The organism is Sphingomonas sp. PP-CC-1A-547, from assembly GCF_003610375.1.
Taxonomy (GTDB): domain Bacteria; phylum Pseudomonadota; class Alphaproteobacteria; order Sphingomonadales; family Sphingomonadaceae; genus Sphingomonas.
On the sequence record NZ_RAPZ01000010.1, the window covers coordinates 971990 to 997302 of the forward strand.

The 25313-nt window shown below is 67.5% G+C and carries 16 protein-coding genes; 7 read left to right on the forward strand and 9 right to left on the reverse strand.

All coding sequences use genetic code 11. From position 1 onward, the window contains the following. A complete protein-coding gene (locus C8J39_RS05165) occupies positions 1-1389 on the reverse strand; it encodes a TIGR03013 family XrtA/PEP-CTERM system glycosyltransferase (protein WP_120299490.1) in 1389 nt (462 codons plus the stop codon). 161 nt (positions 1390-1550) lie between these two features. Between C8J39_RS05165 and C8J39_RS05170 the strand changes: the two genes are divergently transcribed. Further along, the gene (locus C8J39_RS05170) at positions 1551-2639 is read left to right on the forward strand and encodes a mannose-1-phosphate guanylyltransferase/mannose-6-phosphate isomerase (protein ID WP_120299491.1); all 1089 of its coding nucleotides are present in this window, start codon (positions 1551-1553) and stop codon (positions 2637-2639) included. A 463-nt stretch (positions 2640-3102) separates the two neighbouring features. Continuing rightward, positions 3103-4917, forward strand: coding sequence for a DUF885 family protein (locus C8J39_RS05175; RefSeq protein ID WP_120299747.1), 1815 nt, complete (start codon positions 3103-3105; stop codon positions 4915-4917). A gap of 465 nt (positions 4918-5382) precedes the next feature. Here the strand turns inward: C8J39_RS05175 and C8J39_RS05180 are convergent, their stop codons facing one another. The 8 genes from C8J39_RS05180 to mutY form a co-directional block, all read right to left on the reverse strand. Continuing rightward, complete coding sequence (locus C8J39_RS05180) at positions 5383-7686, reverse strand: glycoside hydrolase family 3 C-terminal domain-containing protein (protein WP_120299492.1); 2304 nt, start codon at positions 7684-7686, stop codon at positions 5383-5385. A gap of 270 nt (positions 7687-7956) precedes the next feature. Then, entirely contained in the window at positions 7957-11496 is a 3540-nt protein-coding gene (locus C8J39_RS05185) for a hydantoinase B/oxoprolinase family protein (RefSeq protein WP_120299493.1), read from the reverse strand. Between the two features lie 7 nt (positions 11497-11503). Then, positions 11504-12568 (reverse strand): PLP-dependent cysteine synthase family protein, encoded by a 1065-nt coding sequence (locus tag C8J39_RS05190; RefSeq protein WP_120299494.1) that lies wholly within the window; start codon positions 12566-12568, stop codon positions 11504-11506. Positions 12569-12576: 8 nt separating this feature from the next. Then, positions 12577-14610, reverse strand: coding sequence for a M3 family metallopeptidase (locus C8J39_RS05195; RefSeq protein WP_120299495.1), 2034 nt, complete (start codon positions 14608-14610; stop codon positions 12577-12579). A gap of 10 nt (positions 14611-14620) precedes the next feature. Beyond that, complete coding sequence (locus tag C8J39_RS05200; protein WP_120299496.1) at positions 14621-16027, reverse strand: L-serine ammonia-lyase; 1407 nt, start codon at positions 16025-16027, stop codon at positions 14621-14623. A 55-nt stretch (positions 16028-16082) separates the two neighbouring features. Then, on the reverse strand, positions 16083-16961 hold the full coding sequence (gene nudC, locus C8J39_RS05205; RefSeq protein WP_120299748.1) for an NAD(+) diphosphatase: 879 nt from the start codon (positions 16959-16961) through the stop codon (positions 16083-16085). A 5-nt stretch (positions 16962-16966) separates the two neighbouring features. Next, positions 16967-18319, reverse strand: coding sequence for a serine hydrolase (locus C8J39_RS05210; RefSeq protein ID WP_120299497.1), 1353 nt, complete (start codon positions 18317-18319; stop codon positions 16967-16969). Further along, a complete protein-coding gene (mutY, locus tag C8J39_RS05215; RefSeq protein ID WP_243649731.1) occupies positions 18316-19365 on the reverse strand; it encodes an A/G-specific adenine glycosylase in 1050 nt (349 codons plus the stop codon). The genes C8J39_RS05210 and mutY overlap by 4 nt, the downstream gene beginning before the upstream one ends. A gap of 26 nt (positions 19366-19391) precedes the next feature. On the opposite strand from mutY, the gene C8J39_RS05220 reads away from it, so the two are divergent. From C8J39_RS05220 to C8J39_RS18665, 5 genes are all read left to right on the forward strand, one after another. Continuing rightward, positions 19392-19955, forward strand: coding sequence for a DUF721 domain-containing protein (locus C8J39_RS05220; RefSeq protein WP_107963202.1), 564 nt, complete (start codon positions 19392-19394; stop codon positions 19953-19955). Continuing rightward, the gene (locus C8J39_RS05225) at positions 19955-20620 is read left to right on the forward strand and encodes a thioredoxin domain-containing protein (RefSeq protein WP_120299498.1); all 666 of its coding nucleotides are present in this window, start codon (positions 19955-19957) and stop codon (positions 20618-20620) included. Before C8J39_RS05220 ends, C8J39_RS05225 begins: the two co-directional genes overlap by 1 nt. Positions 20621-20646: 26 nt before the next feature. Continuing rightward, positions 20647-21387: a thioredoxin domain-containing protein gene (locus C8J39_RS05230; protein ID WP_120299499.1), complete on the forward strand. Its 741-nt coding sequence runs from the start codon at positions 20647-20649 to the stop codon at positions 21385-21387. Positions 21388-21655: 268 nt separating this feature from the next. Further along, on the forward strand, positions 21656-25042 hold the full coding sequence (locus C8J39_RS05235; RefSeq protein WP_120299500.1) for a chromosome segregation SMC family protein: 3387 nt from the start codon (positions 21656-21658) through the stop codon (positions 25040-25042). Between the two features lie 33 nt (positions 25043-25075). Then, positions 25076-25252 carry a hypothetical protein gene (locus tag C8J39_RS18665; protein ID WP_165895133.1) on the forward strand — a complete coding sequence of 59 codons (177 nt, stop codon included), beginning with the start codon at positions 25076-25078 and terminating at the stop codon, positions 25250-25252. Positions 25253-25313: the final 61 nt, after the last annotated feature.

The window sequence follows — 25313 nt, forward strand, 5'->3', positions numbered from 1 at the left end:
TCACCGCGCGCCTGCCGGCCACAACACCACGCGCAGGGTCTGCAACAGGATCAGCATGTCGAGGAACGGCGAATAATTCTTCGCGTAATACAGGTCGTATTCGAGCTTGTGGCGCGCATCCTCGATCGACGCGCCATACGGATAATTGATCTGCGCCCAGCCGGTGATCCCAGGCTTCACCATATGCCGCTCGGCGTAGAAGGGCAGTTGCTCCTCGAGCTGCTGGACGAACTGCGGGCGTTCGGGGCGCGGGCCGACGAAGCTCATCTCGCCCTTCAGCACGGTCCAGGTCTGCGGCAGTTCGTCGATCCGCACCTTCCGGATGAAGCGACCGATGCGTGTGATCCGCGGATCGTCCTCCGCCGCCCAGACCGCCTTGCCCGCGACCTCGGCGTCCTGCCGCATCGACCGCAACTTGAGGATGTCGAAGCCCTCATTGTAGAGCCCGACGCGACGCTGGCGATAGAAAGCGGGACCCTTCGACTCGAGCTTGATCGCGATCGCAGTGAGCAGGATGATCGGCAAGGTAACGACCAGCAGCAGCCCGCTGGCGACGATGTCGAACGCGCGCTTGAACACGCTCGACAGCATTCTGCTGGAGGCGAACCCGTCGGAGAAGATCAACCAGGACGGATTGACGCTCTTCAGGTCGATGCGCCCCGTCTCGCGTTCGAGGAAGCTCGATATTTCGCTGACCTGCACGCCGGTGGTGCGGACGCGGAGCAGATCCTTCATCGGCAATGCGTTGCGGCGTTCGTCGAGCGCCAGCACGACCTCGCTCGCATTCTGGTCGACGATATGCGCAGCGAGGTTGGGGATGTCGGCGCGCGGCATCGCGCCCTGGACCACCGGGTCCGCCTCGCCCATCAGGACGAAGCCCGCGACGACGAAGTTGACGCCCGGTTGCGCAGCCAGCGTCTCGATCCGAGCGGCGCGCGTCCCGGCGCCGAGCACGACGATCCGTCGCTTGAACGTCTCGCCGCCGAGCGTCTTGCCGAGCACCGCGCGGACCGTGACGAGCAGGACGGTGGCGATCACCGTCGAGTAGAGCAGGTTCGATCGCCACAGCGCGAGCGGGGGGACGAGGAAGAAGATCAGCGACAGGAACATCACGCCCAGCGAGAGCGCCACCGCCAGCCGCGCGGCGGCAAAACGCAGCGACAGGAACGACGCGACGCCATACGCCCCGACCGCGACCAGCGAGACCTGCAGTGCGAGCGCGAACGTCAGCAACTGCGCGATCCGGGTATGGATCGGGCCGACCTCCATGCCGATCTGATGCGCGCGGACGATCCAGCCGATCTCCGCCGACGCGATCAGCAACACCGCATCGACAAGGCCGAGCAGGAGGACCGCATAAGGTACGTAATGCTTGAAGAGCCGTATCATCGTCCGCTATCCCGACGCACCAGTGTAAACGCTTCCGACACCTGAACGCCACGTTTCGCAGTAAAACACCAAAAAAGCCTGAAGACTGCATGCCAATCCGATCATTCGGCGATTGGCGCGCGAAATTGCTACGTTATAGCTCGGCGCCAGCAGGAGGCTTCATGACCGCACGTAAGATCGTTCCCGTTATTCTTTCAGGCGGTTCGGGCACGCGCCTCTGGCCGATGTCGCGCCCCGAAATGCCCAAGCAGATGCTGGCGCTGACCGCGGACGAGACGATGCTGCAGCTGACCGCGGGCCGCGCGTTCGGCGAACGCTTCGCCGCGCCGATCGTTGTCGCCAATGCGCGTCACGCGGACCTGGTCGAGCAGCAGCTTGCCGAGGCCGGCGCGACGCCGCAAGCGCTGATCCTGGAGCCGATCGGTCGCAACACCGCACCCGCCATCGCGCTCGCCGCGATTGCCGCGGGTGGCGGCGGCGACGCGCTGCTGGTGATGCCGTCGGACCACGTCATCGGCGATGTCGCGGCATTCCACGCAGCGATCGAAGCAGCGATGCCGCTCGTCACCCAAGGGTGGCTGGTCACGTTCGGCATCGCACCAGACGCGCCCGAGACCGGCTATGGCTGGATTCAGATCGGCGACGAATTGCAGCCCGGCGTCAACCGCGTCGCGCGGTTCGTCGAGAAGCCCCCGCTCGACAAGGCTCAGTCGATGCTCGCAAGTGGCGATCACGCCTGGAACGGTGGGATCTTCCTGTTCCTCGCCGACGCCTATCTCGAGGCGCTCGCACAGTTCGATCCGGGCATCCTGACAGCCACGCAGGAGGCGATGGACAAGGCACGTACCGAGGGCTCGCGGATCTACCCCGACGCGGTCGCCTTTGCCGCCTCGCCCGACGATTCGATCGATTACGCGGTCATGGAAAAGGCCGACCGGGTCGCGGTCGTGCCGGTCGCGATGGGCTGGAACGACGTCGGCAGCTGGGACGCGCTCCACGCGATCAGCGACACCGACGGCGACGGCAACGCGCATCGCAGCCACGGCGACGGCGATGTGCTGGCGATCGATACGAAGAACTGCTTCGTCCGCAGCGACGGCGTCCGCGTCTCGCTGGTCGGCGTCGAGGACCTGATCGTGGTCGCGAGCGGCAACGACGTGCTGATCATGCCACGCGGCCGCAGCCAGGAAGTGAAGAAGCTCATCGAGGCCATGAAAAACGCTGCGAAGAACACCGCGCCGACCAGCTGAGGTCAGGACATAGAATCGGTCCGGCCGCGCGCCGGACCGATCGAATTACGGTTTCTTGCGGGTCTTCGGCACCTGCGACAGGCGCGTGAGCAGCGTCGGGATGTCCTCGGTGATCATTGTGTCCGTGGGAGTCTGCCAGGACGAGCGCAATCTTTCGCCGACATCATGCAATCGTGCGCCGGCTTCACGCCTGCCGGCTTCACGCCTGGATGTCTCGTCTCGCACGTCTACCTCACCTACGCATACACCCGACGGCATCCTTCGGGGAGGTAAGGACACCGCCGGGCTCTCGGGTCAAACCGACGATATCCGCGCTTGTTCCGGCAGTTTCCCGCGGTTTCGTCATATGCGCATGTTTCGCGCCGGTTCCGGCCGCAGACGCGTCGAAATTCCAGGTTCCGAAGCGCTGGCGATCCGCGCGGAGATCGGCTTAGATGCGGCAAAGTTCACGGGAGAATTCGTCATGAATCGTCGCCAGTTCCTCGCATCGGGCGGCGTCGCCGCGCTCGCTACCACGCTGCTGCCGTCGTCGGCCTTCGCGCAGTCGAGCGGCGACACCGCGCTCAACGCCGATTTCGAGCGAATCTTCCAGGCGAGCGTCGCGCGGTCGCCCGAACTCGCGACGTCGCTTGGTCTCGACAAGGGGCCGCTAGCATCGCTGAAGGGGCAATTGTCGCCACGCACACCCGACAAGCGCGCGCGCGACGTCGCCGAGACCAAGGCCGCGCTCGCCAGCCTGGCCCGTTATGACGGCGCGGGCCTGTCGCCGGCGGCCAAGCTCAACCTCGAAGTCGTGCGTTATTCGCTCAACACGCAGATCGCCGCGCCCGAGAAGTTCGCCATGGACAGCCCGATCCGCCCCTACCGGATCTTCCAGCAGGGCGGCGCCTATTTCCAGGTGCCGGATTTCCTCAACACCGCGCACACGATCAACGCCACCCCGGATGCCGAAGCGTATTTGTCGCGGCTCGACCAGTTCGGCACGGTGCTCGATCAGGAAAGCGCGATGCAGCTGGCCGAGGCGGCCCGCGGCCTGCTCGCACCCGGCTGGTCGCTCGACCTGACGCTCGGCCAGATGCGGAAACTGCGCGGCCAGCCTGCCGCCACGTCGAGCATCGTCCAGTCGCTGGTGAAGCGCGCGGCGGCAAAGGGCCTGACCGGCGACTGGCAGGCGCGCGCCGCGAAGATCGTCGACGCGAAAGTGTATCCCGCGCTCGATCGCCAGATCGCGCTGATCGAGCGACTGAAGCCGACCACCAAGCCCGGCGACGGCATCTGGCGCGTGCCCAATGGCGATGCGATCTACGCGATGGCGTTGAACCAGGCGACCACCACGACGATGAGCCCCGACGAGGTCCACCGCATCGGCCTCGCGCAGGTGGCGGAGATCACCGCGCAGCTCGACACGATCCTGAAGTCGCAGGGCTTCACGACCGGCACGGTCGGCGAGCGGCTCGCCAAGCTGAACGTGACGCCGGACCAGCTCTACGCGAACACCCCGGAAGGCCGCACCGAACTCATCGCCGGCCTGAACGACGGCATCAAGGCGATGTACGCCAAGCTGCCCCAGGCCTTCTCCGAAGTTCCGACGCAGCCGCTCGAAATCCGCGCGGTCCCGGTCGAGATCCAGGACGGCGCATCGAACGGCTATTACAACCGCGCCTCGCTCGATGGCAGCCGTCCGGCGATCTACTTCGTCAATCTGAAGGATGTCGGCGACTGGCCGAAATACACCCTGCCGTCGCTCACCTATCACGAAGGCGTACCCGGGCATCACCTCCAGATCAGCCTCGCGCAGGAATCGAAGGACATCCCGACGCTCCGCAAGATCGGCTTCTTTTCCGCCTATTCGGAAGGCTGGGCGCTATATGCCGAGCAGCTCGCCGATGAACTCGGTGCCTATGCCTCACCGCTGGAGCGCGCGGGCTATCTCCAGTCGTTCCTGTTCCGCGCGACGCGACTGGTGGTCGATACCGGCATCCATGCGAAGCGCTGGAGCCGCGAGAAGGCGACCGACTATATGGTCGCGACGACCGGCTTTGCCCGGCCCCGCACGCAGCGCGAAGTGGAGCGCTACTGCACGCAGGCAGGCCAGGCCTGCAGCTACAAGGTCGGCCACATGGCCTGGACGCGCGCAAGGATGAAGGCAAAGGCGGCGCTCGGCGACAAGTTCGACCTGAAGCAGTTCCACGACATACTGAAGGAAGGCGCAATGCCGCTCACGATCCTGGAACGCCGCGTCGACGAGCGGATCGCGGCAATGAAGGGGAAGGGATAACCGAGCGCCCTTATCCTCCCCCGCAAGGGGGAGGTGGCGCCGAAGGTGACGGAGGGGGAGGACACGCAACCACGGTGATTCCTCACCTCCCCCTCCGTCTGGCAAGCGCCAGCCACCTCCCCCTGGCGGGGGAGGATCAGGTGAATCGCTCGGGATCGCTTCCACCCTTCCCTCTCCCAACGAGAGAGGGGGACAAATACGGGACGACGTAAGGGGGGTCTTCGCCCGGCGACGGACCTTCACCCTATGCCGCTTTCCGGCAGCGTCGCCTCGCCCGATCTGCGTCGGGTCAGGCACACCGCTCCACACCCGTTCGTGCCGAGTAGAGACCGAGTAGCCCCCTTGGGCGTATCGAGGGCTCGTATCGAGGTACAGGTTCCGCGCGACACCCCGTCCCTCGATACGCCGTCTCGATACGCTCCTACGAAGCTGTTCGCCGCCTACTCGGGACGAACGGACGAGCCCTCACTTCCCCCCACGATCCAGCGTCTGCGCCCCAACCCGCACCGTCACCGTCTGCACGACATCCGCCGCCGACGTCGCCAGCATCACCTTGTAGTCGCCGCCAGCGATCTTCCACCCCCCGCTCGCGACATCGAACGTCGCCAACAATCGCGGATCGATCGTCACCGAAACAGCCTGCTCGGAACCCGGCGCCAGATCGACCTTGCGGAAAGCCCCGAGCCGCTTAGGCGCCTCCCAGCCCGCGCCAGACACATAGACCTGCGCGACCACCTTGCCCTGCACCGCACCGGTGTTCTTCACCGAGAACCCAGCCTTGATCCCCTTGCCCTGAGGCGCGGCAGTCAAACCACCCATCGCGAAGTTCGTGTAGGACAACCCGTAACCAAACGGGAACAGCGGCTTCGCGCCGGTCTTGTCGAACCACTTATAACCGACTGCGGCGCCCTCGATGTCGTAATTGCCCATCGGATGCGAATCGCGGTCGAGCTTCGGATCGCCCTCCAGAACCGGCCGCGGGGTCTGTGCAAGCGAGGCGGGGAAGGTCGCGGGCAGATGCCCCGACGGGTTGACCTCGCCGGTCAGCACGCGCGCGATCGCCTCGCCGCCAGCCGTGCCCGGATACCACGCCTCCAGCACCGCCCCGACCTTGCCGAGCCACGGCATCACGACGGGACCGCCGGTTTCGAGCACGACCACCGTCTTCCTGTTCGCCCCCGCGACCGCGTCGATCAGCGCGTTCTGGCCAGCCGGCAGGTTCAAGTCGGGCACGTCGAACGACTCGCCGGTCCACTGCTCGCCGAACACGACGACGATGTCCGCTTTTCGCGCCGCCGGGGCCGCCGCCTTGACGTCCTTGCCGTCGAGATACGTCACGGTCGCCCCGGTCCGCGCCTGCAAGGCCTTCATCGGCGACGACGCGTGATAGGTCTTCGGCCCCGGGAACCCGCTCGGGAACTCGTCCGCCACGATCAAGCCGTTGGCCGGCGCGTTGTGCGAATAGACCTGGCTCGAACCACCACCCGACAGCACGCCGACATCGGCATGCGCGCCGATCAACAGGATCGACTTGGCCGTCTTGGCGATCGGCAACAGCCCCGCGGTGTTCTTGAGCAGGACGATGCCCTCCTCCGCATCCGCGCGCGTCACCTCGGCATGGGCAGCGTAATCGATCGTCGTCGCACGATCGCCCGCCACGACCTTGTCGAACGCTCCTACGGAAAACATTCCCCACAGTACGCGCCGCGCCATATCGGTCGCGCGCGCCTCAGTCACATGCCCGTTGTTGACCGCCTCGCGCAGCGCATCGGCAAAATACGCCGAGCGATCGAACGCCCAGCCCGATTGCTGGTCGAGCCCGGCATTGGCCGCCTCGCTGGTCGAATGCGTCGCGCCCCAGTCGGACATGACATAGCCCTTGAAGCCCCAGTTGCGCTTAAGGACTTTGTTCAAGAGCCAGTCGTTCTCGCACGCGTAATGGCCGTTTACGCGGTTGTACGAACACATCACCGAGCCGGGCTGACCGACCTCGTTGGCGATCTCGAACGCGAGCAGGTCGGACTGGCGCGCAGCCTGTTCGCCGATCTTGTGATCGATGTTGTTGCGGTTCGTCTCCTGCCCGTTGAACGCGTAATGCTTCATCGTCGAGACGACGTGCTGCGACTGGATCCCCTTGATCTCGTGCCCGGTGATGACGCCTGCCAGCAACGGATCCTCACCGCCATATTCGAAATTGCGGCCGTTGCGCGGCTCGCGCGTCAGGTTCATCCCGCCCGCAAGCTGCACGTTGAAGCCCGACAGGAATGCCTCGTTGCCAATCATCGCGCCGCCGGCCTGAGCCAGCTCGGGGTTCCAGGTCGACGCGGTAGCGATCCCGGAGGGCAGCGAGGTGCGTAAGCGAGGCGTCGGCCCACGCTGGCTAGCGACACCGACGCCAGCATCGGTCTGCCACTGGCTAGGGATACCGAGCCGCGGAATGCCGGGCACGATCCCGGCAGACGCAGCCAGCCCGTCCTTGGGATAGACCCAGTTCTTGACCGGCGTCTTCAGCCAGTCGGCATTGGTCGCAAAGTAACCGAAGGTGAGCTGCAGCTTCTCGTCGAGCGTCATCTCCTTGAGGAGCAGATCAACGCGCGCATCGGCGCCCAGCGCAGTGTTCATCCATGGCCGCGCCTTGGGAGCCTCGGTCCGCGCCGCCGCCGCACCGGGCGCATTGTTGGTCGTCTGCGCCACGGCGGGCGCGGCGATCGCCAGCACCGATCCCGCGAGCAAACGGACGAACAGGGCGCGGGAACGAAATGCGGTCATGGGCTTCACTTTCAGGCTGATCGAATGCCGTGTGTGCCGCGTTCGTCGCGTTACCGCAACCAGCCGTCGCAAGGTCTCCCCTCCCTGAAAGGGAGGGGTTGGGGGTGGGTCGGTTTCCGGATCGTGGAACGTCGGCGACCCAAGCCGGCCTACCCACCCCCGCCCCTCCCTTTCAGGGAGGGGGGCAGAAGGAGGCGCAATGCTCTACCGAACGTCGGCGATCGCCTCCGCCATCAGCCGAAAGTCCTTCCCCGCGTGGCGCGGGTGCGGTCAGGCCTGGCCGAAGCCACCCCCGCCGGGCGTCTTGATCACGAACACGTCGCCGGCGTGCATGTCGACCTTGGCGGTCGAGCCGAGCCGTTCGATGCTGTCATCCGCGCGCTCGACCGATGCCGAGCCGAGTCCGCCACTGTCACCGCCGGCCATCCCGAACGGCGGGACACGGCGGCGGTTTGCGAGGATGCAGGCGGTCATCTCCTCAAGGAACCGAACGCGGCGCGTCGCGCCGTCGCCGCCGTGATGCGCGCCTGCCCCGCCCGAGCCGCGGCGGATCGAGAATTCCTCCAGCAACACCGGGAAGCGCGTCTCAAAGATTTCCGGGTCGGTGAGGCGGCTGTTGGTCATGTGCGTCTGGATCACCGACGCGCCGTCGAAGCCGGGGCCAGCACCTGCTCCTCCCGCAATAGTCTCGTAATATTGGTGCGTGTCGTTGCCGAAGGTGAAGTTGTTCATCGTCCCCTGGCTCGCCGCCATCGCACCGAGCGCGCCGAACAGCGCGTCGGTGACGACCTGGCTGGTCTCGACGTTGCCGGCGACGACCGCCGCCGGATAGCGCGGGTTGAGCATCGAGCCTTCGGGCACGCGGATCGTCACGCCGCGCATGCAGCCGTCGTTGAGCGGCACGGCTTCGTCGATCAGTGCGCGGACGACGTAAAGCACGGCGGCACGGACGATCGAGACGGGGGCGTTGAAGTTGGTCGGACGTTGCTCGCTGGTACCGGCAAAGTCGACCTCCATCGTCGCGGCCTCGCGATCGACGCGGACCGCCACGCGGATCACGGCGCCGTCGTCCATTTCGTAGGCGAACGCGCCATCGTCTAGCGTGGCGATCAGGCGGCGAACGGCGGCGTCGGCGTTGGCCTGGACGTGCTCCATGTATGCCGCGACGACGTCCGTGCCGTACTCGTCAGCCAGCCGCGTGAGACCGGTTGCGCCGCGCGTACAGGCGGCCAACTGCGCGGCGAGATCGGCGATGTTCTGGTCGATGTTGCGGGCTGGATAGGGGCCGCTCGCGAACACCGCGCGCAGTTCGGCTTCGAGGAAGCGTCCTTCGTCGACAACCAGAACGTCGTCGAGCAGCACGCCTTCTTCCTCGACCGAGCGGCTTTCGGGCGGCATCGATCCGGGGGTGATGCCGCCGACATCTGCGTGATGGCCGCGCGCTGCGACGAAGAAGGCGGGCGCGTCGTCATCTCCTGCAAAGACCGGCATGATAACGGTGATGTCGGGCAGATGCGTGCCGCCACGATACGGCGCGTTGAGCGCGTAGGCGTCGCTGCGGCGGATACCACGGCCGTCTGCGCCGCCGCCTCGTGCGTCGATGATCGTGCGGATGCTTTCGCCCATCGAGCCGAGGTGGACCGGGATGTGTGGCGCGTTCGCGACGAGGTTGCCGTGTGCGTCGAACAGCGCGCAACTGAAGTCGAGGCGCTCGCGAATGTTGACCGAAGCGGCGGAGCGCTGGAGCGCGGCGCCCATTTCCTCGGCGATGCTCATGAACAGACCGGCGAATATCGCCAGTCGGACCGGGTCGGCTTCGGTGCCTATGCTCGCGCCGACACGGGGGGCGATCCGGTCGAGGATCAGATTGCCGATCGGATCGACGCGCGCGCGCCAGCCGGGCTCGACGATGGTGGTCGAGACGCTGTCGAGAATCAGCGCGGGGCCGTCGATGGCGTGACCGGCGGGCAGGCCTTCGCGCGCCAGGACGGGCGTGTCGTGCCAAGCGCCGGCCATATAGACAGGGGCGACGGACAGGGGCGCGGCTGGCTCTTCGGGAAACGCGACAAGCGCGGCGTCGACGGGCGGACTCTCGGCAATGGCTTCCGCGACGATTCGGTCGGCTATCAGCGGTGCTTCGCTCGCGAAACCGAACTGCGCGATGTGTGCGGCGTCGAATGCGGCGATCATCGCTGCCGGGTCGTCGAGATCGAGTTCGATCGTGTGGTCGGTCTGGCCTCGACGCAGATGCACGCGGCGTTCGATCCGCACGTCGTCCACCGTGACACCCTGCGCCACCAGGGCGTCGCGCGCTGCTTCCGCCAGACCGTCCAGCGCCTGCGTGATCGCGGCATAGTCCGCGAACGCAGCACCCGAGGTCGCCTCGCGGAGCACGCGACGATCGGCGAGCCCCATGCCGTACGCCGACAGCACCCCGGCGAGCGGGTGGATCATCACGCGGTCCATCGCCAGCGCATCGGCGACGAGGCACGCATGCTGCCCCCCGGCTCCACCGAAGCAGGCGAGCGTGTAGCGCGTGACGTCATGCCCACGCGCGACGGAGATCGTCCGGATCGCGTTTGCCATGTTCGCCACCGCGACCGCGACGAACCCTTCCGCCGCCACCTGCGGATCGAGCGGCAATTCCGCGAACCGCGCCGCTACCGCCTCGGCATCGGGCGGCTGGTCACCTTCCGATCCGAACAGCGCCGGGAAGAATTCGGGGCGAACCTTGCCGAGCATCACATTGCAGTCGGTCACCGTCAGCGGCCCGCCGCGGCGGTAACACGCCGGCCCCGGCACCGCGCCCGCGCTCTCGGGACCGACGATCAGCCGCTCGCCATCGAACCGGCAGATCGAGCCGCCGCCTGCCGCGACGGTGTGGATCCGCAGCATCGGCGCGCGAATGCGAGCGCCTGCGATCAGCGTCTCGGTGTCACGCTCGTAGGTGCCGGCATAGTGCGACACGTCGGTCGAGGTGCCGCCCATGTCGAAGCCGATGACGTGCTCGAACCCGGCCTCGCGCGCGGTCGCAGCCATGCCAACGATGCCCCCCGCCGGCCCCGACAGGATCGCATCCTTGCCGCGAAAGCCTGCGCCGTCGACCAGCCCGCCCGACGACTGCATGAACAACGCGCCCTGCCCCAGCGCGTCGCTCAGGCCCGCGACATAGCGGTCGACGACCGGCGACAAATATGCGTCGACGACGGTCGTATCGCCGCGGCCGATCAGCTTGATCAGCGGCGCGACGCGGTGGCTGACCGAAATCTGCGTGAAGCCTATCTCGGCCGCGATTGCCGCCAGCGCCTCCTCGTGCGCGGTGAAGCGGTAGCCGTGCATGAGGACAATCGCGACCGCGCGCAGACCGCTATCGAATGCCGCCTGCAATCCTGCACGGGCCGCGTCGACGTCGAGCCGACGGAGCACATCGCCCTCCGCCCCGACCCGCTCATCGATCTCCACAACCTGCGCGAATAGCGGCGGCGGACGGTTCACGTCGCGCGCGAAGATATCGGACCGCTCCTGGTGGCCGATCAGCAGCGCATCGCCGAACCCGCGCGTGATCGCGAGGGCCGTCGGCTCGCCCTTGCGCTCGAGCAACGCGTTGGTCGCGACCGTCGTCCCGATCCGCAGTTCGAGCGGCACATCCGCCCCGTCGGTCAATCGCCGGATCGCCTCGACCGCCGCGTCGTCATAGCGCTCGGGATCCTCGGAGAGCAGCTTGGCGGTGACGATCCGCCCGCCGGGCTGCCGCGCGACGACGTCGGTGAACGTGCCGCCGCGATCGATCCAGAACTGCCATGTGGTCATCGGTTACTCAGCCCAGAAATTGCGTCATCCGCGCCGCCGCCCCGGTCCACGCCACCCCGCGATCGTCGAGCCATGCGTCGTCGTAATAGGTGCAGCCATAGCGGTCGCCGCCATCGCACAACAGCGTGACGATGCTGCCCGTCTTGCCCGCCGCGGCCATCTCCTCGACGATCTGCGCGCAGGCCCAAAGGTTGGTCCCGGTCGAGCCGCCGACGCGCCGGCCGAGCCGGTCGGACAGCGCGCGCATCGCGCCGATACTGTCGGCATCCTCGACCGCGATCATCCGGTCGATGACGCTCGGCACGAAGCTGGGCTCGACGCGCGGCCGTCCGATCCCCTCGATCCGCGAGGCGCACCCTTCGGGCAACGCGACCACCGAGCGATCCTCGAAATGCCGGTGGAACACCGAGTGCACCGGGTCCGCGACGCACAATTTCGTGTCGTGCCGGCAATAGCGGATGAAGCGCCCGATCGTCGCCGACGTGCCGCCGGTCCCCGCGCCGCAGACGATCCAGGACGGGCACGGATGCTCCTCCTCGGCCATCTGCGCGAAGATGCTCTCGGCGATGTTGTTGTTGCCGCGCCAATCGGTCGCGCGCTCGGCATAAGTGAACTGGTCGAGATAAAGCCCGCCGGTCTCCGCCGCGAGCCGGTGTGACACCGCATAGACGGTGCGCGGATCGTCCACCATGTGGATCTCGCCGCCGTGAAAGCGGATCGCGTCGAGCTTCGGCTTGGCGGTCGAAGCGGGCACCGCCGCAATGAACCGCAGCCCCAGCATCCTGGCGAAATACGCCTCCGACACCGCAGTCGATCCCGACGAGGATTCGATCACCGTCGTCTCCGGCCCGATCCATTCGTTGCACAGCGCGTACAAGAACAGCGAGCGCGCAAGCCGGTGCTTGAGGCTGCCGGTCGGGTGCGAACTCTCATCCTTCAGGTACAGCACGATGCCGGGATACCGCGGCAAATCCACCCGAATCAGATGCGTGTCGGCGGACCGGTTATAGTCCGCCTCGATCCGCCGCACCGCCTCCGACAACCAGCGCCGGTCGACGCGTTTCCCCGTCATTGCAGGCGTCATTGCAGCCCGTGACGGACCAGCATCGCGGTCGGCTCGGGGTCACGCCCACGGAACGCACGGAAGCTGTCCGCCGCGGGTCGCGTGGCACCGCGCGCGAGCACTTCCTCGCGGAACCGGTCGCCGGTCTTGCGATCGACCAGCCCCGCCTCCGCGAACGCCTCGAAGCCGTCCGCCGCCAGCAATTCGGCATAGAGGTAGCTGTAATAGCCCGACGCATAGCCGCCCGCGAAAATGTGGCTGAACGCGTGCGGGAAGCGGTGCCATGCGGGCGGGCGAATCACCGCCACCTCGTCGCGCACCGCCTCGATCACCTCGATCGGATCGCTGCCCATCGTGCCGAGATGGAGGAGCAGGTCGAACAGCGCGAACTCGACCTGGCGCAGGATGAACATCCCCGCCTGGAAATGCCGCGCCTTCACCATCCGCTCGAACAGGTCGGCGGGGAGCTTCTCGCCGGTCTTGTAGTGGCCGGACATGCCGGTCAGCACGTCCTCGTCCCAGGCGAAATCCTCCATCAGCTGGCTCGGCAGCTCGATCGCGTCCCATTCGAAACCATTGGTGCCGGCGATGCTCGGCCGGTTCACCTTGGTGAAGAGCAAGTGGATGCAGTGGCCGGTCTCGTGCAGCAGCGTCGTCACGTCGTTGTGGCTCAGCAAAGACGGCGTCTCGCCGCCGTCCGGCGCGAAGTTGCAGACGAGATACGCGACCGGCACCGTCACGGTATTGCCGTCGTGCAACCGCGGCCGCGCCTGCGCCATCCACGCGCCGCCACGCTTGCCGGTGCGGGCGTGGAGGTCGAGATACAGCCCGGCGAACACCGTCCCGCTCTCGTCGACCACGTCGAAGAACCGCGCATCGTCGTGATACAGCGACACATCGTCACGCTCGACCAGCTTGATGCCGAACAGCCGCTGCATCAGCGTTTGCCAGCCTTCCATCACGCGCGCGACCGGGAAATACGCCTTCACCACCTGCGCATCGACCGCGTAGCGATCCTGCCGCAGCCAGTTCGACACGAAGCCCGCATCCCACGGCTCGAAATCGGCGATCCCGAGTTGCTCGGCGGCAAACGTCTTCAGCTCGGCAAGGTCACGCTCAGCCGCCGGCTTCGCGCGCCGCGCCAGATCGCGCAGAAACGCGATCACCTCGGCGCCATTGGGGGCCATCTTGGTCTCCAGCGACCAGGCGACCGGATCGGTGAAGCCGAGCAGCTTGGCGCCCTCATGCCGCAGTTCGAGGATACGCGCGATCCGCGCACTGTTGTCGAACTCGCCGGCATTCGGCCCCTGGTCCGACGCGCGGGTCGCGAACGCGCGGTACATGCGCGCGCGCAGGTCGCGGTTCTCGGCGAAGGTCAGCACCGCGTTGACGCTCGGCTGTTGGAGCGTGACGAGCCAGCCAGCCTGCCCCTTCGCCTCGGCGGCATCCGCGAACATCGCCTTATCCGCGTCGGAAATCCCGGCGAGGTCCGCCTCGTCCGTCACCAGCTCCGACCACGCATCGGTCGCATCGAGCACCGCGCTGCCGAACTCGTTCGACAACCCCGACAGTTCTACCGAAATCTCGCTGAACCGATCGCGTGCCTCGGGCTCCAGCGCCACGCCCGACAGCGTAAAATCGCGGATCGCCTGCTCCACCGCGACCCGGTCTTCGACGGGCAGGTCGGCAAACTCGGGCGACACGCTCAGCGCGACGAACACTTCGTACAAATCGCGGTTCTGCCCGACCTTCATATCGTTCTCGACGAGCCGCTTCTGCCCCTCCGAATACGCTGCGCGCAGCTCCGGCGTGTCCGCGACCCCGTGCAGATGCGACACCGCCGACCAGATCGCGCCAATCTCGGTATTCGCGCGCTCATACGGCAGCCACGCGCCCGCGAAATCGGTTGGTCGCTCGGTCGTCAGCGCCTCGACCATCGCCTCATGCCGCGCGATCGCCTCGTCGAGCGCAGGCGCGATCTGGTCGGGCGAGAGCTCCGCAAAACGTGGCAGCGACAGCGTATCGAGAAGCGGGTTCGTCGGGGCAGTCATTCGAAATCCTTCAGCATTCGACGACGTTGACGGCCAGGCCACCAAGCGACGTCTCCTTATATTGCGAGCGCATGTCCTCACCGGTCTGGCGCATCGTCTCGATCACCGCATCGAGGCTGACGATATGGCGACCGTCCCCCCGCAGCGCCAGATACGCCGCGTTGATCGCCTTGATCGCACCCATCGTGTTGCGCTCGATGCACGGGATCTGGACCAGCCCGCCGATCGGATCGCAGGTGAGGCCGAGGTTGTGCTCCATGCCGATCTCGGCGGCATTTTCGATCTGTTCGTTGGTCCCGCCGAGTGCCGCGACCAGCGCGCCGGCGGCCATCGAGCACGCGACGCCGACCTCGCCCTGGCACCCCATCTCCGCCGCGGAGATCGACGCGCGCTTCTTGTAGAGGAAGCCGATTGCCGCCGCGGTCAGCAGGAAATCATGCGCGCCCTTCGGCGTCGGGTCCTTGGTGAACGTCTCGTAGAACCGCAGCACCGCCGGCAGCACGCCCGCCGCACCATTGGTCGGCGCGGTCACGACGCGGCCCCCCGCCGCATTCTCCTCGTTCACGGCGAGCGCATACAGGCTCACCCACTCGAAGACCGCAGACGGATCCGCGGCGGTATCGCGCGCCTGCAACCCCTCGAACAACGCCTTCGCCCGCCGCGGCACCTTCAGCCCACCCGGCAGGATGCCCCCCTGCCGACACCCGCGATCGATCGACGCGAACATGGCGCCACGGACAGCATCCAGGAACGCATCTGTCTCGCTCTCAGGCCGCCACGCGATCTCGTTCTCGCGGACGATGTCGGCGATCGTCATCCCCGTCGCATCGCCGGTCGCGAGCAGTTCCGCGCCGGACGAGAACGGCCGCGGCAACAGGATGTTCGCCTTGACCGGCCCAGACCCCGCCTCGACGATCGCGCCGCCACCGATCGAGAAATAGGTCCGCTCGACACTGCGCCCGTCACCGAACGAGGCGGTGAACGTCACCGCATTGGGATGCCCCGGCAGAAAGGTCTTCGAATGAAACAGGAGGTGCTGGCTCTCCTCGAACCCGATCTCAACCCGCTCGCCGAGCATCAGCCGCCCGCTCGACCGGATCGCCGCCAGCCGCACCGGGATCAGGTCGGGATCGATCGTCTCAGGCTGCGCACCACTCAGGCCCAGCATCACCGCACTGTCGGTCGCATGCCCCCGCCCCGTCAGCGCCAGCGAACCATAAAGGTCGACGCGCACCGCCACCGGCTTCTCGTCCGCGACCAGATCGGCGAACAACCACGCCGCGCGCATTGGCCCGACGGTATGCGAACTCGACGGCCCGATCCCGATCGTGAACAGGTCGAGGATGCTGATCGCCTGGTGGCAATCGGGGCGAGCGCGAGTCTGCTCGTCCGGGCGATCAAAGGTCAGCGGGGTCATGCATCGCCGTTACGAGACTATACCCCGCGCCGTCCATCCGAAGCTGACGCAGCGCCTATTCTCCCGCCCATTCCTTGAGCAGCGTGTACGCGATCGCATAGGGTGGCGGCGCGACGAACGGCCCATCCTCCCCACGGAGCACCGCACGCACCATCTCGCGCGGCACCCACATCGCATCCTCGAGTTCGTTCACATCGAGCGTGATCGCATCGTCCTCGGCCTCCGCGACGCACGCCATCATCAGCGATGATGGAAACGGCCAGGGCTGGCTGGCGACGTACCGGACCTTGCCGACCCGCACGCCCGACTCCTCGAGAATCTCACGCGCGACCGCCTCCTCGATCGACTCGGCCGGCTCCACAAAGCCGGCAAGCGCGGAATACCGTCCCGGCGGCCATCCCTTGCCGCGCCCGAGCAGCGCCCGCCCGTCATGCTCGGCGATCATGATCACCACCGGATCGACCCGCGGGAAATGCTCGGTCCCGCAGTTCGGGCACTTCCGCGCCCACCCCGCCCGGAACATTTCGGTCGGCGATCCGCACTTCGCGCAGAAACCATGCCGGACATGCCAGTCGATAACACTCCGCGCACCCGCATACGTCGCTGCCTCACCCGGCGCGAGCGCGGCCAGCACCGCCATCAGCGCGGGCGAGCGCATCGCTGGCGCATTGTCGACGCGCATGCCCGCCAGCAGCGCCGCGAAATGCGGCCGTCCGGTCTCGTCGAGCCCTAGCAGAATCGGCTCGGCATCGTCCGGCATCTCCGCCATCGACGTCCAGGCCAGGTGCCCGTCGTCGGTCGTGCCCGGCAGCAACCCGTCGAGCACCAGCAACCGCGCACGCCAGTCGCGCTGCGCCGCCGCCAGCCCTTCGGGATCGTGCCGCAACGTATCCGACCGGTCGAGCATCCCGCCGGTAAACCCAGGTGCCGCCATCACGCTCATCGGCGCAACCTCGCCGCATCCTGGAGCAGCGCCGCGACCACCTGCTGGCGGAGCGGTATCCGGTCCGCCGGAAAGTAATTGACCATCACGTTGCCGCGCGAATGCTTCGACGGATCGACCCATGCGATCGTGCCCGCCGCGCCGCCCCAGGCATAGGTGCCCTTGCCCGGTCCGTTCGGCGTATCCGCGAGCACGACGGAGCCGCCCGCGCCGAAGCCCATGTTGCTCCCCTGCGTTCCCCCGGTGCCGCCACCGACTCCGCCGAACACCACGCCCGCCGGCAACAGGTTCGACGTCGCCAGCGCGATCGTCTCGGACTTCATCACGCGCACGCCGTCGAGCATGCCGCCGTCCTGGATCATGTGCAGAAACCGGTCGTAGTCACGAGCCGACATCACCAGCCCAGCGCCACCATACGGGAAGCTCGGCTTCTGCAAGAACACCGAGTTCGCCGCCGGATCGAGCGGCGTCCGCGTGTCACCGACGAACGCATAGTTGGTCGCCAGCCGCCCGACCTCGCTCTGCGGCACCTGCCAGAAGCTCGACTTCATCTTCAGCGGATCGAACAGCCGCGTCTGCACGAACCGTTCGAAGCTCATGCCGCTAGCGACCTCGATCACACGACCCATCACATCGAGCCCGATCGAATAACTCCACTTGGTCCCCGGATCGGCGATCAGCGGCAGCGTCGCGACGCGGTTGGCGAATTCCTCGAGCGACTTCGGCCGCACGGGCCGCATCTTCTCTTCCATCGCCGCGCTGACCGACAGCGGCAGAATCCCGAGCCGCTCATATTCCTTGAGCAATGGCCCCTTGGTGACGATCGTGTAGCCGAGCCCCGCGGTGTGCGTCAGCAAATTGCGGATCGTGATCGGCCGCACGGCGGGCCGCGTCGCGAGCGACGTGTCGGGGCTGGTCGCGACCTTCATGTCCTTGAACGCTGGGATGTATTTGCTGACCGGATCGTCGAGGTTGAGCTTGCCGTCCTCGACCAGCATCATCGCCGACATGCCGGTGATCGGCTTGGACATCGAATAGACGCGCCACAGCGAATCGGGGCCGGCGGCGGGTGCATTCGGGGCGTCGCTGATCTTCCCCGCCGACGGGAACAGTGTCGGACCATCGCCGGCGCCGAACGCACCGACGATACCCGGCATCTTGTCCTGCGCGACATAGCTGTCGAACAGCGCGGACGTGGCAGGCAGTAGCGCGTTGACCGGAATCGTCATCCGCGGCGTTGGTCGAGCCTGCGGGCTCACCTGCGGACGCGGTTGCGCCTGCTGGGCATAGGCCGTGGCGGCGGCCAGCGCGGCAAGTCCGCCCGTCGAAATCCAGTGCACCAGTTTCATCCAGCTCTCCGTATGGTCTTGCCGGCCTTGGCGAAAACGGTCGGGAGCCCGGCGGTATCCAGGTCGTCGATCGGCCACCATTCGCTTGCCGTTGGAACGCGCGGTTGATGCGCCTCGACCGTCGCCACCGCAAGCGTCAGTTGCAGATCGAAATGTGTAAATCCGTGTGCGACGGTGACGTCCAGCATCCGCCAGTCCGCCTGCGCCGGCGCGTCCTCGAAACCGGGGGGAACATCACCCCAAGGCCCGGTCGGAAACGCGCGCATCCCGCCAAGCAAACCCTTGTCCGGCCGCCGCACCAGCAACACCTGCCCGTCGCGTTCTAGCCAGAATATCGTCCCGTACCGCTGAGGCTTGGCCGCCTTCTTCGCCTTCACCGGCAACCGCTCCGGCGCGCCCTGCTTGAAGCCTTCGCAAAACGCGCGGATCGGACACAACAAGCACTTCGGCGCGCGCGTCGTGCAGATCCCCGACCCCAGATCCATCATCGCCTGCGCGAAATCGCCCGCGCGGGCATCCGGCGTGATCGAATCCGCCGCTACCCGAATCGCCGGTCGCGCAGCCGGCAAAGGCGTCTCGATCGCAAACAGCCGCGCGACCACCCGCTCGACATTCGCATCGACCACCACCGCGCGCTCGCCAAACGCGATCGCCGCCACCGCTGCCGCAGTATATGCGCCGAGCCCCGGCAAAGCGCGCAGCTCCACCTCGGTCCGCGGAAACTCCCCGCCATGCTCGGCCACCACAGCCTTCGCCGCCTTCACCAGATTGCGCGCCCGAGCATAATACCCAAGCCCCGCCCAAGCCGCCATCACATCGGCATCGTCCGCCGCCGCCAGACTAGCGAAATCCGGCCACCGCGCGGTCCACGCGAGGAACCGCGGCGTCACCGCGGTCACCGTCGTCTGCTGCAACATCACCTCGGACAGCCACACCCGGTACGGATCGACCGCCTCTCCCGGCTTCGCGCGCCACGGCAGGTCGCGACGATGCGCGTCATACCAGTCGAGCAGGGCCCCGGAGACCGAAGAGCGCTTGGCGTTCACACGTCGCCTATGGCATGGGTTCGCAGATGAGCAAGCCGCCCGTTTCTGTGCCTAAATCTGCGACGCCCAAGCCGGCGACGAAGCGCATAAAAGGCAGGACCGATCCCGACGCCCCGCGTGAGAACCGCTCGCGCGCGGTCGCCGAGCTGCTGCCCGCGATCGGCGGCGCGGCATTCCGGCGATTCGGCTTCGTCCAGTCGTCGATCGTCAGCCGCTGGCCCGAGATCGTCGGCGCGAAACTGGCGGGCGCGAGCATCCCCGAATCGATCCGCTTCCCGGTCGGCAAGAAGCAGGACGGCGTCCTCACGCTTACCGTCCGCGGCGCGCACGCACCAATGATGCAGCACATCGCGCCCGAGATCATCGAGCGCGTGAACCGCTTCTTCGGCTACGCCGCGATCGTGAAGGTCGCGATCCGCCAGGGCGAGGTCGCCGCGCCCGTCCCGCGCAAAGCCCCGCCTTCGATCCGCCCGGTCCCCGTCGATCTCGGTATGAGCCTGAAGGGCATCGCCGATCCGGAACTGCGCGCCGTCCTCGAATCCCTCGCCGCCGGCGTCGCCTCGACGCACGGCCTTCCCAGGATCAACTGATGCGCGTCTTGCTTGCCGTCTTCGCCCTCTTCCTGCTGACCGGTGCCGCGCCCAAGCGCGACTGGTCGCAGACCGCGCGTATCCTCCCGTCGGGCGCGTACCTGATCGGCAACCCCGCCGCGCGCGTGAAGCTGGTCGAATATGCGAGCTACACCTGCTCGCACTGCGCCGATTTCTCGGTGAAGTCCGAACCAGTGCTGAAGCGCCAGATGATCGCATCGGGCTCGACCAGCCTCGAATTCCGCCACTTCATCCGCGACCGTCTAGACCTGTCGGCAGCGATCCTCGCCCGCTGCACCGGCCCGAAAGGCTTCTCCGCCACCTCGTCCGCGATCTTCGCCGCACAGCCGCAATGGCTCGAGCGCGGGATCGAATACCAGCAGGGCAACGCCGCGCGCCTGAACATGTACCCCGCCGCGGCGCAGATCCGCGCCAACGCCGACGGCTCCGGCCTGACAGCGTTCGTCAAGGCACGCGGTCTGTCCGATGCCGCGATCAACGCATGCTTCGCCAACCAGCCCGAGATCGACCGCATCGTCAAACTGACCGCCGACGCGCCGAAGGAGATCGACTCGACGCCGACCTTCTACCTCAACGGCAAGATCGTACCCCATGTCGGCTGGGAACAGCTCGAACCCGCGCTCCGCAAGGCCGGCGCCCGCTAATTCACGTGATCCACTGGAGTAACCCGATGAAGTTCCTGACCACGCTCGCCGTCCTGCCGCTCGCGCTCGCCGCCTGCTCGAAGAACGATTCGACCGGCAACGTCGACCAGCCCACCGCCGCGCCGGTAGCAGCCGCTGTAGCCCCCGCCGGCCAGAACTGGACCGAGACCTTCGTGAAGACCCCCGAGGGTTACCTGATGGGCAACCCGAACGCAGCGATCAAGCTCGTCGAATACGGCGCACGCTCGTGCCCGACCTGCGGCGCGTTCGCCCGCGAGGCGTATCGGCCGTTGACCGAAAAGTATGTTGCGACCGGGAAAGTCAGCTTCGAATTCCGCGACTTCCTCGTCCACGGCGCGCCCGACGTCGCGCTGACTTTGCTCGGCCAGTGCGGCGGCGTCGCGCCGTTCTTCCCGATCCTCGAGCAGATGTACGGCAACCAGATCGCCTTCCTCGACAAGCTCCAGGCGATGACCCCCGACCAGCAGAAGGCGCTCGCCAACCAGCCGCCGACGGTCGTCGCGACCAAGCTCGCCGAACAGATGGGCGCGATCGATTTCGTCAAGCAGCGCGGGATCCCGGAAGCGAAGGCGCGCGCGTGCCTCGCGGATCAGAAGCAGCTCGAAGTGATGGCCAAGCCGACCGAGAATGCGATGCAGGCGGGCACCGTCACGGGCACGCCGACGTTCCTGATCAACGACAAGAAGCTCGATCAGGTCGTGTCCTGGGATCAGATGGAGAAGGCGCTGAAGGCGGCTGGGGCGTAAGCTAACCGCTCCACACGTAACTACCACCCCGGTGAAGGCCGGGGCCCAATTGGGGGACGTTGCTAACGGGGATCAGCGCTTCGCTACCGCGACCTCTCCAATTGGGCCCCGGCCTTCGCCGGGGTGGAGGCAAGGGCGATACGCTTGCCCACGGGCAGCTCCTTCTTGTTCTCCCGCGGAGGCGGGAGCCCAGACTGTGTCCCCGCCTTCGCGGGGACACCAAGCTTTACGGTTCGGCATAAAATCATAACCGTCGGGGGGCGCAAGAATGCAGATCAAGCGCCTCCGCATCACCGGCTTCAAGAGCTTCGTCGACCCAGCCGACCTCCGCATCGAACCCGGCCTGACCGGCGTCGTCGGCCCCAACGGCTGCGGTAAATCCAACCTCCTCGAAGCGCTCCGCTGGACGATGGGCGAGGCCAGCGCGAAATCCCTGCGCGGCGCCGGCATGGAAGACGTCATCTTCGCCGGCACCGCAACCCGCCCCCCACGCGACTTCGCCGAAGTCTCGATCCTCGCAGAAATAGCCGGTGACGAGCGCGAGATCGTCCGCCGGATCGAACGCGGCGCCGGCTCCGCCTACCGAATCGACGGCCGCGACGTCCGCGCGAAAGACGTCGGCCTGCTCTTCGCCGACGCCGCCACCGGCGCGCACTCCCCCGCGCTCGTCAGCCAGGGCAAGATCGGCGCAGTCATCGCCGCCAAACCCGCCGATCGCCGCGCCATGCTCGAGGAAGCCGCCGGAATCGCCGGCCTCCACGTCCGCCGCAAAGACGCCGAGGGGAAACTCCGCGCCACCGAAGCCAATCTCGCCAAGCTCGACGAGATCATCTCCGACCAGGACGCGCGCACCGCCACGCTGAAACGCCAGGCCCGCGCCGCCGAACGCTACCGCCTCATCTCCGCACAGATCCGCGTCGCCGAAGCGCGCACATTGTTCGCCCGATGGCGCGAAGCCGCTACCGCAGCCGACGACGCCAAGGCCGAAGCCACCGCCGCCGAAACCCGCGTCCGCGCACTGACCGACGCGGAACGCGCAGCCGCCGCAGACCAGCACCGCGCGATCGAAGCCGTCTCCACCGCGCGCACCGCAGCGCTCGCCGCGCGCGACCTGGTCGGCGATCTCGCCCACCGCCTCGCCGCGCTCAAAACCGAGAAGGCCAGCGTCGAGCGCAGGATCGCCGACCTCACCGACGCGCGCGCCCGGATCGCCGACGACCGCGCCCGCGAAGGATCGCTCGCCAGCGACGCCGCCGCCGCGCTCGCCCGACTTGCAGACGAGGCCAAGACGCTCGACACCGCGATCGCCGACGCCACCGCCGCGATCCCCGATCTCGACGCCGCGCTCGCCGAAACCGAACGCGGCGCCCGCGACGCCGAAGTCGCACTGGCCCAAGCGCTCGCCACGCAAGCCCGCGACGCCGCCGAAGTCCGCGTCGCCAGCGCCGCGCTCGCCGCCGCCCACACCCGCGCCGATCGCGCCGATCGCGACGCCGCCCAGATCGCCGCCGCCCTCCGCGCCCTCGGCGACCCCGCGCCGCTAGCCGCAGAGCGCGAAACCGCCGCCGAAACCCGACGCACCGCAACGGCCGCAGCAGAGTCCGCCCGCCAGGCCATAACCCAGGCAGACACCGACGAAGCTGCCGCGACCAGCGCGCGAGACGCCGCCGAAACCACCCGCGCGACCGCCCGCGCAGACCTCGCCGCGATCGACAGCGAAGTGACCGCGCTCACGAAGGCAACGCAGCGCAGCGGCCGCGACCGGCTGCTCGACCATGTCTCGGCCAGCACCGGCTACGAACGCGCGCTGGCGGCAGCACTTGGAGACGATCTCGACACCGGCCTCGATGCATGGGCAGGCGCCAAGCCCCGCGAAGACGACCCCGCCCCGCCCGCCGACGCCGAACCGCTGGCAAAGCATGTCGACGCGCCCCCCGCCCTCGCCCGCAGGCTCGCGCAGGTCTTCGTCGTCAACACCGACGGCCAGCAACACCTTGCCGTCGGCCAGCGCATCGTCACCCGAGACGGCCAACTCCGCCGCTGGGACGGCTTCACCGCAACCGGCACCGGCGCGGCCGCCGCCGAACGTCTAGTCCGCCGCAATCGCCTCGCCGCGCTCCAGGCCGCCCGCCCCGCTGCGGCCAAAGCGCTGGACGACGCCGAACGAACGCGCGCCGCGATCGACGAGCGGATCGCCCAGGCTAGAGGCCAGTCGCAAACCGCCCGCGCCGCCCTGCAACGCGCCGAAACCGCCGCGCGCGACGCCCTCCGCCAGGAGGACCGCGCCGCCGCCGCGCTCGAACGCCTCGCCACCCAGCGGGCAGACCTCGACGTCCGCGCGCACCGCATCGCCGACGACGTCGCCGACGCACACGCCGACCGCACCCGCGCCGAAGCCACGATGGCCGCCGTACCCGACGGCACCGCCAACGCGCGCCAGGTCGCCGCGCTCCAATACGATGCCGAAAATGCCCGCGCCGCCGTCGCGCAAGCCCGCGCCGATCGCATCGCGCTCGACCGCAGCATCGCCACCCACCGCGAACGCCTGTCCGCAGCTCAGGCCGACACCCGAAGCTGGCGCGCGCGCGCCGGTGAAGCCGCCAAACGCATCGCCGCCATGGACACGCGCGAAACCACGCTCGGCGCCGATCTCACCGCAATCGCCGCTCGCCCCGCCGCCCTCAACGCTGAAATCGAGACGCTCGACGCCGAACACCAAGACGCGCGCACAATCGCCGACGCGCTCCTCGCCACCGAACGCACCGCGGAAACCGCCGCCCGCACCGCCGACGACGCCCACCGCGCCGCCACCGAAGCGCTCGCCGTCGCCCGCGAAGCCCGCGCCGGCGCGATCGCCCGCGTCGAGAACCACGAAGCGCGCCGCCTCGATCTCGGCCGCCTCTCGGGCGAGCGCTTCCAATGCCCCGCCCCCGTCCTGTCCGAACGCCTCGGCTTCGCGGTCGCCGACGTACGCGCGCCAGCGGAAGAGTCCGCCATCCACGACCGTCTCGCCACCGACCGCGAGCGGATCGGCCCGGTCAACCTCGTCGCCGAAACCGAACTCGCCGAACTCGAAGCTTCCGCGCGCGACAACGCGGTCGAACGCGACGAACTCGGCCAGGCGGTCAACCGCCTGCGCGGCTCGATCGGCACGCTCAACCGCGAAGGTCGCCAGCGCCTGCTCGCTGCGTTCGAGGCGGTCAATGGCCATTTCCAGCGCCTCTTCACCACGCTCTTCGACGGCGGCGCCGCGCACCTCGAACTCATAGACTCCGACGACCCGCTAGAAGCCGGCCTCGAAATCATGGCGCAACCACCCGGCAAACGCCTCCAGTCGCTAACGCTGCTGTCGGGCGGCGAACAGGCACTCACCGCGGTCGCGCTGATCTTCGGCCTGTTCCTTACCAACCCCGCGCCGATCTGCGTCCTCGACGAGGTCGACGCGCCGCTCGACGACGCCAATATCGAGCGCTTCTGCGACCTGCTCGACCGCATGTCCCGCGACACCGACACGCGCTACCTCGTCGTCACGCACAACGCCGTCACGATGAGCCGCATGCACCGCCTGTTCGGCGTGACGATGATCGAACGCGGTGTCAGCCGCCTCGTTTCGGTCGACCTGCAAGCCGCGACCGGACTCATTGCAACCGCGTAGGGAGACAATCCCCGTTCGCGACGTTGACCCTCAATGTTCCTCGACGAATCCAGCATTTGGCCGCGCAAGGAGGACCTGCCTCCCCGCAAGCCCGTGTATCGTCACGAGAAGGCGCTGACCCGCCTGATCTTCGTCTATCTCTTCCTGTTGCTGCTCCTGCCCGTGAGCCTCGGCGGCATGGTCGACCTGATCCGCTATCTGTTCGGCTGACTTTCAGGTGTCCTACACACCGCGATCCTGCCACCGTCGTGAATCCGCAATCGTCCACGTT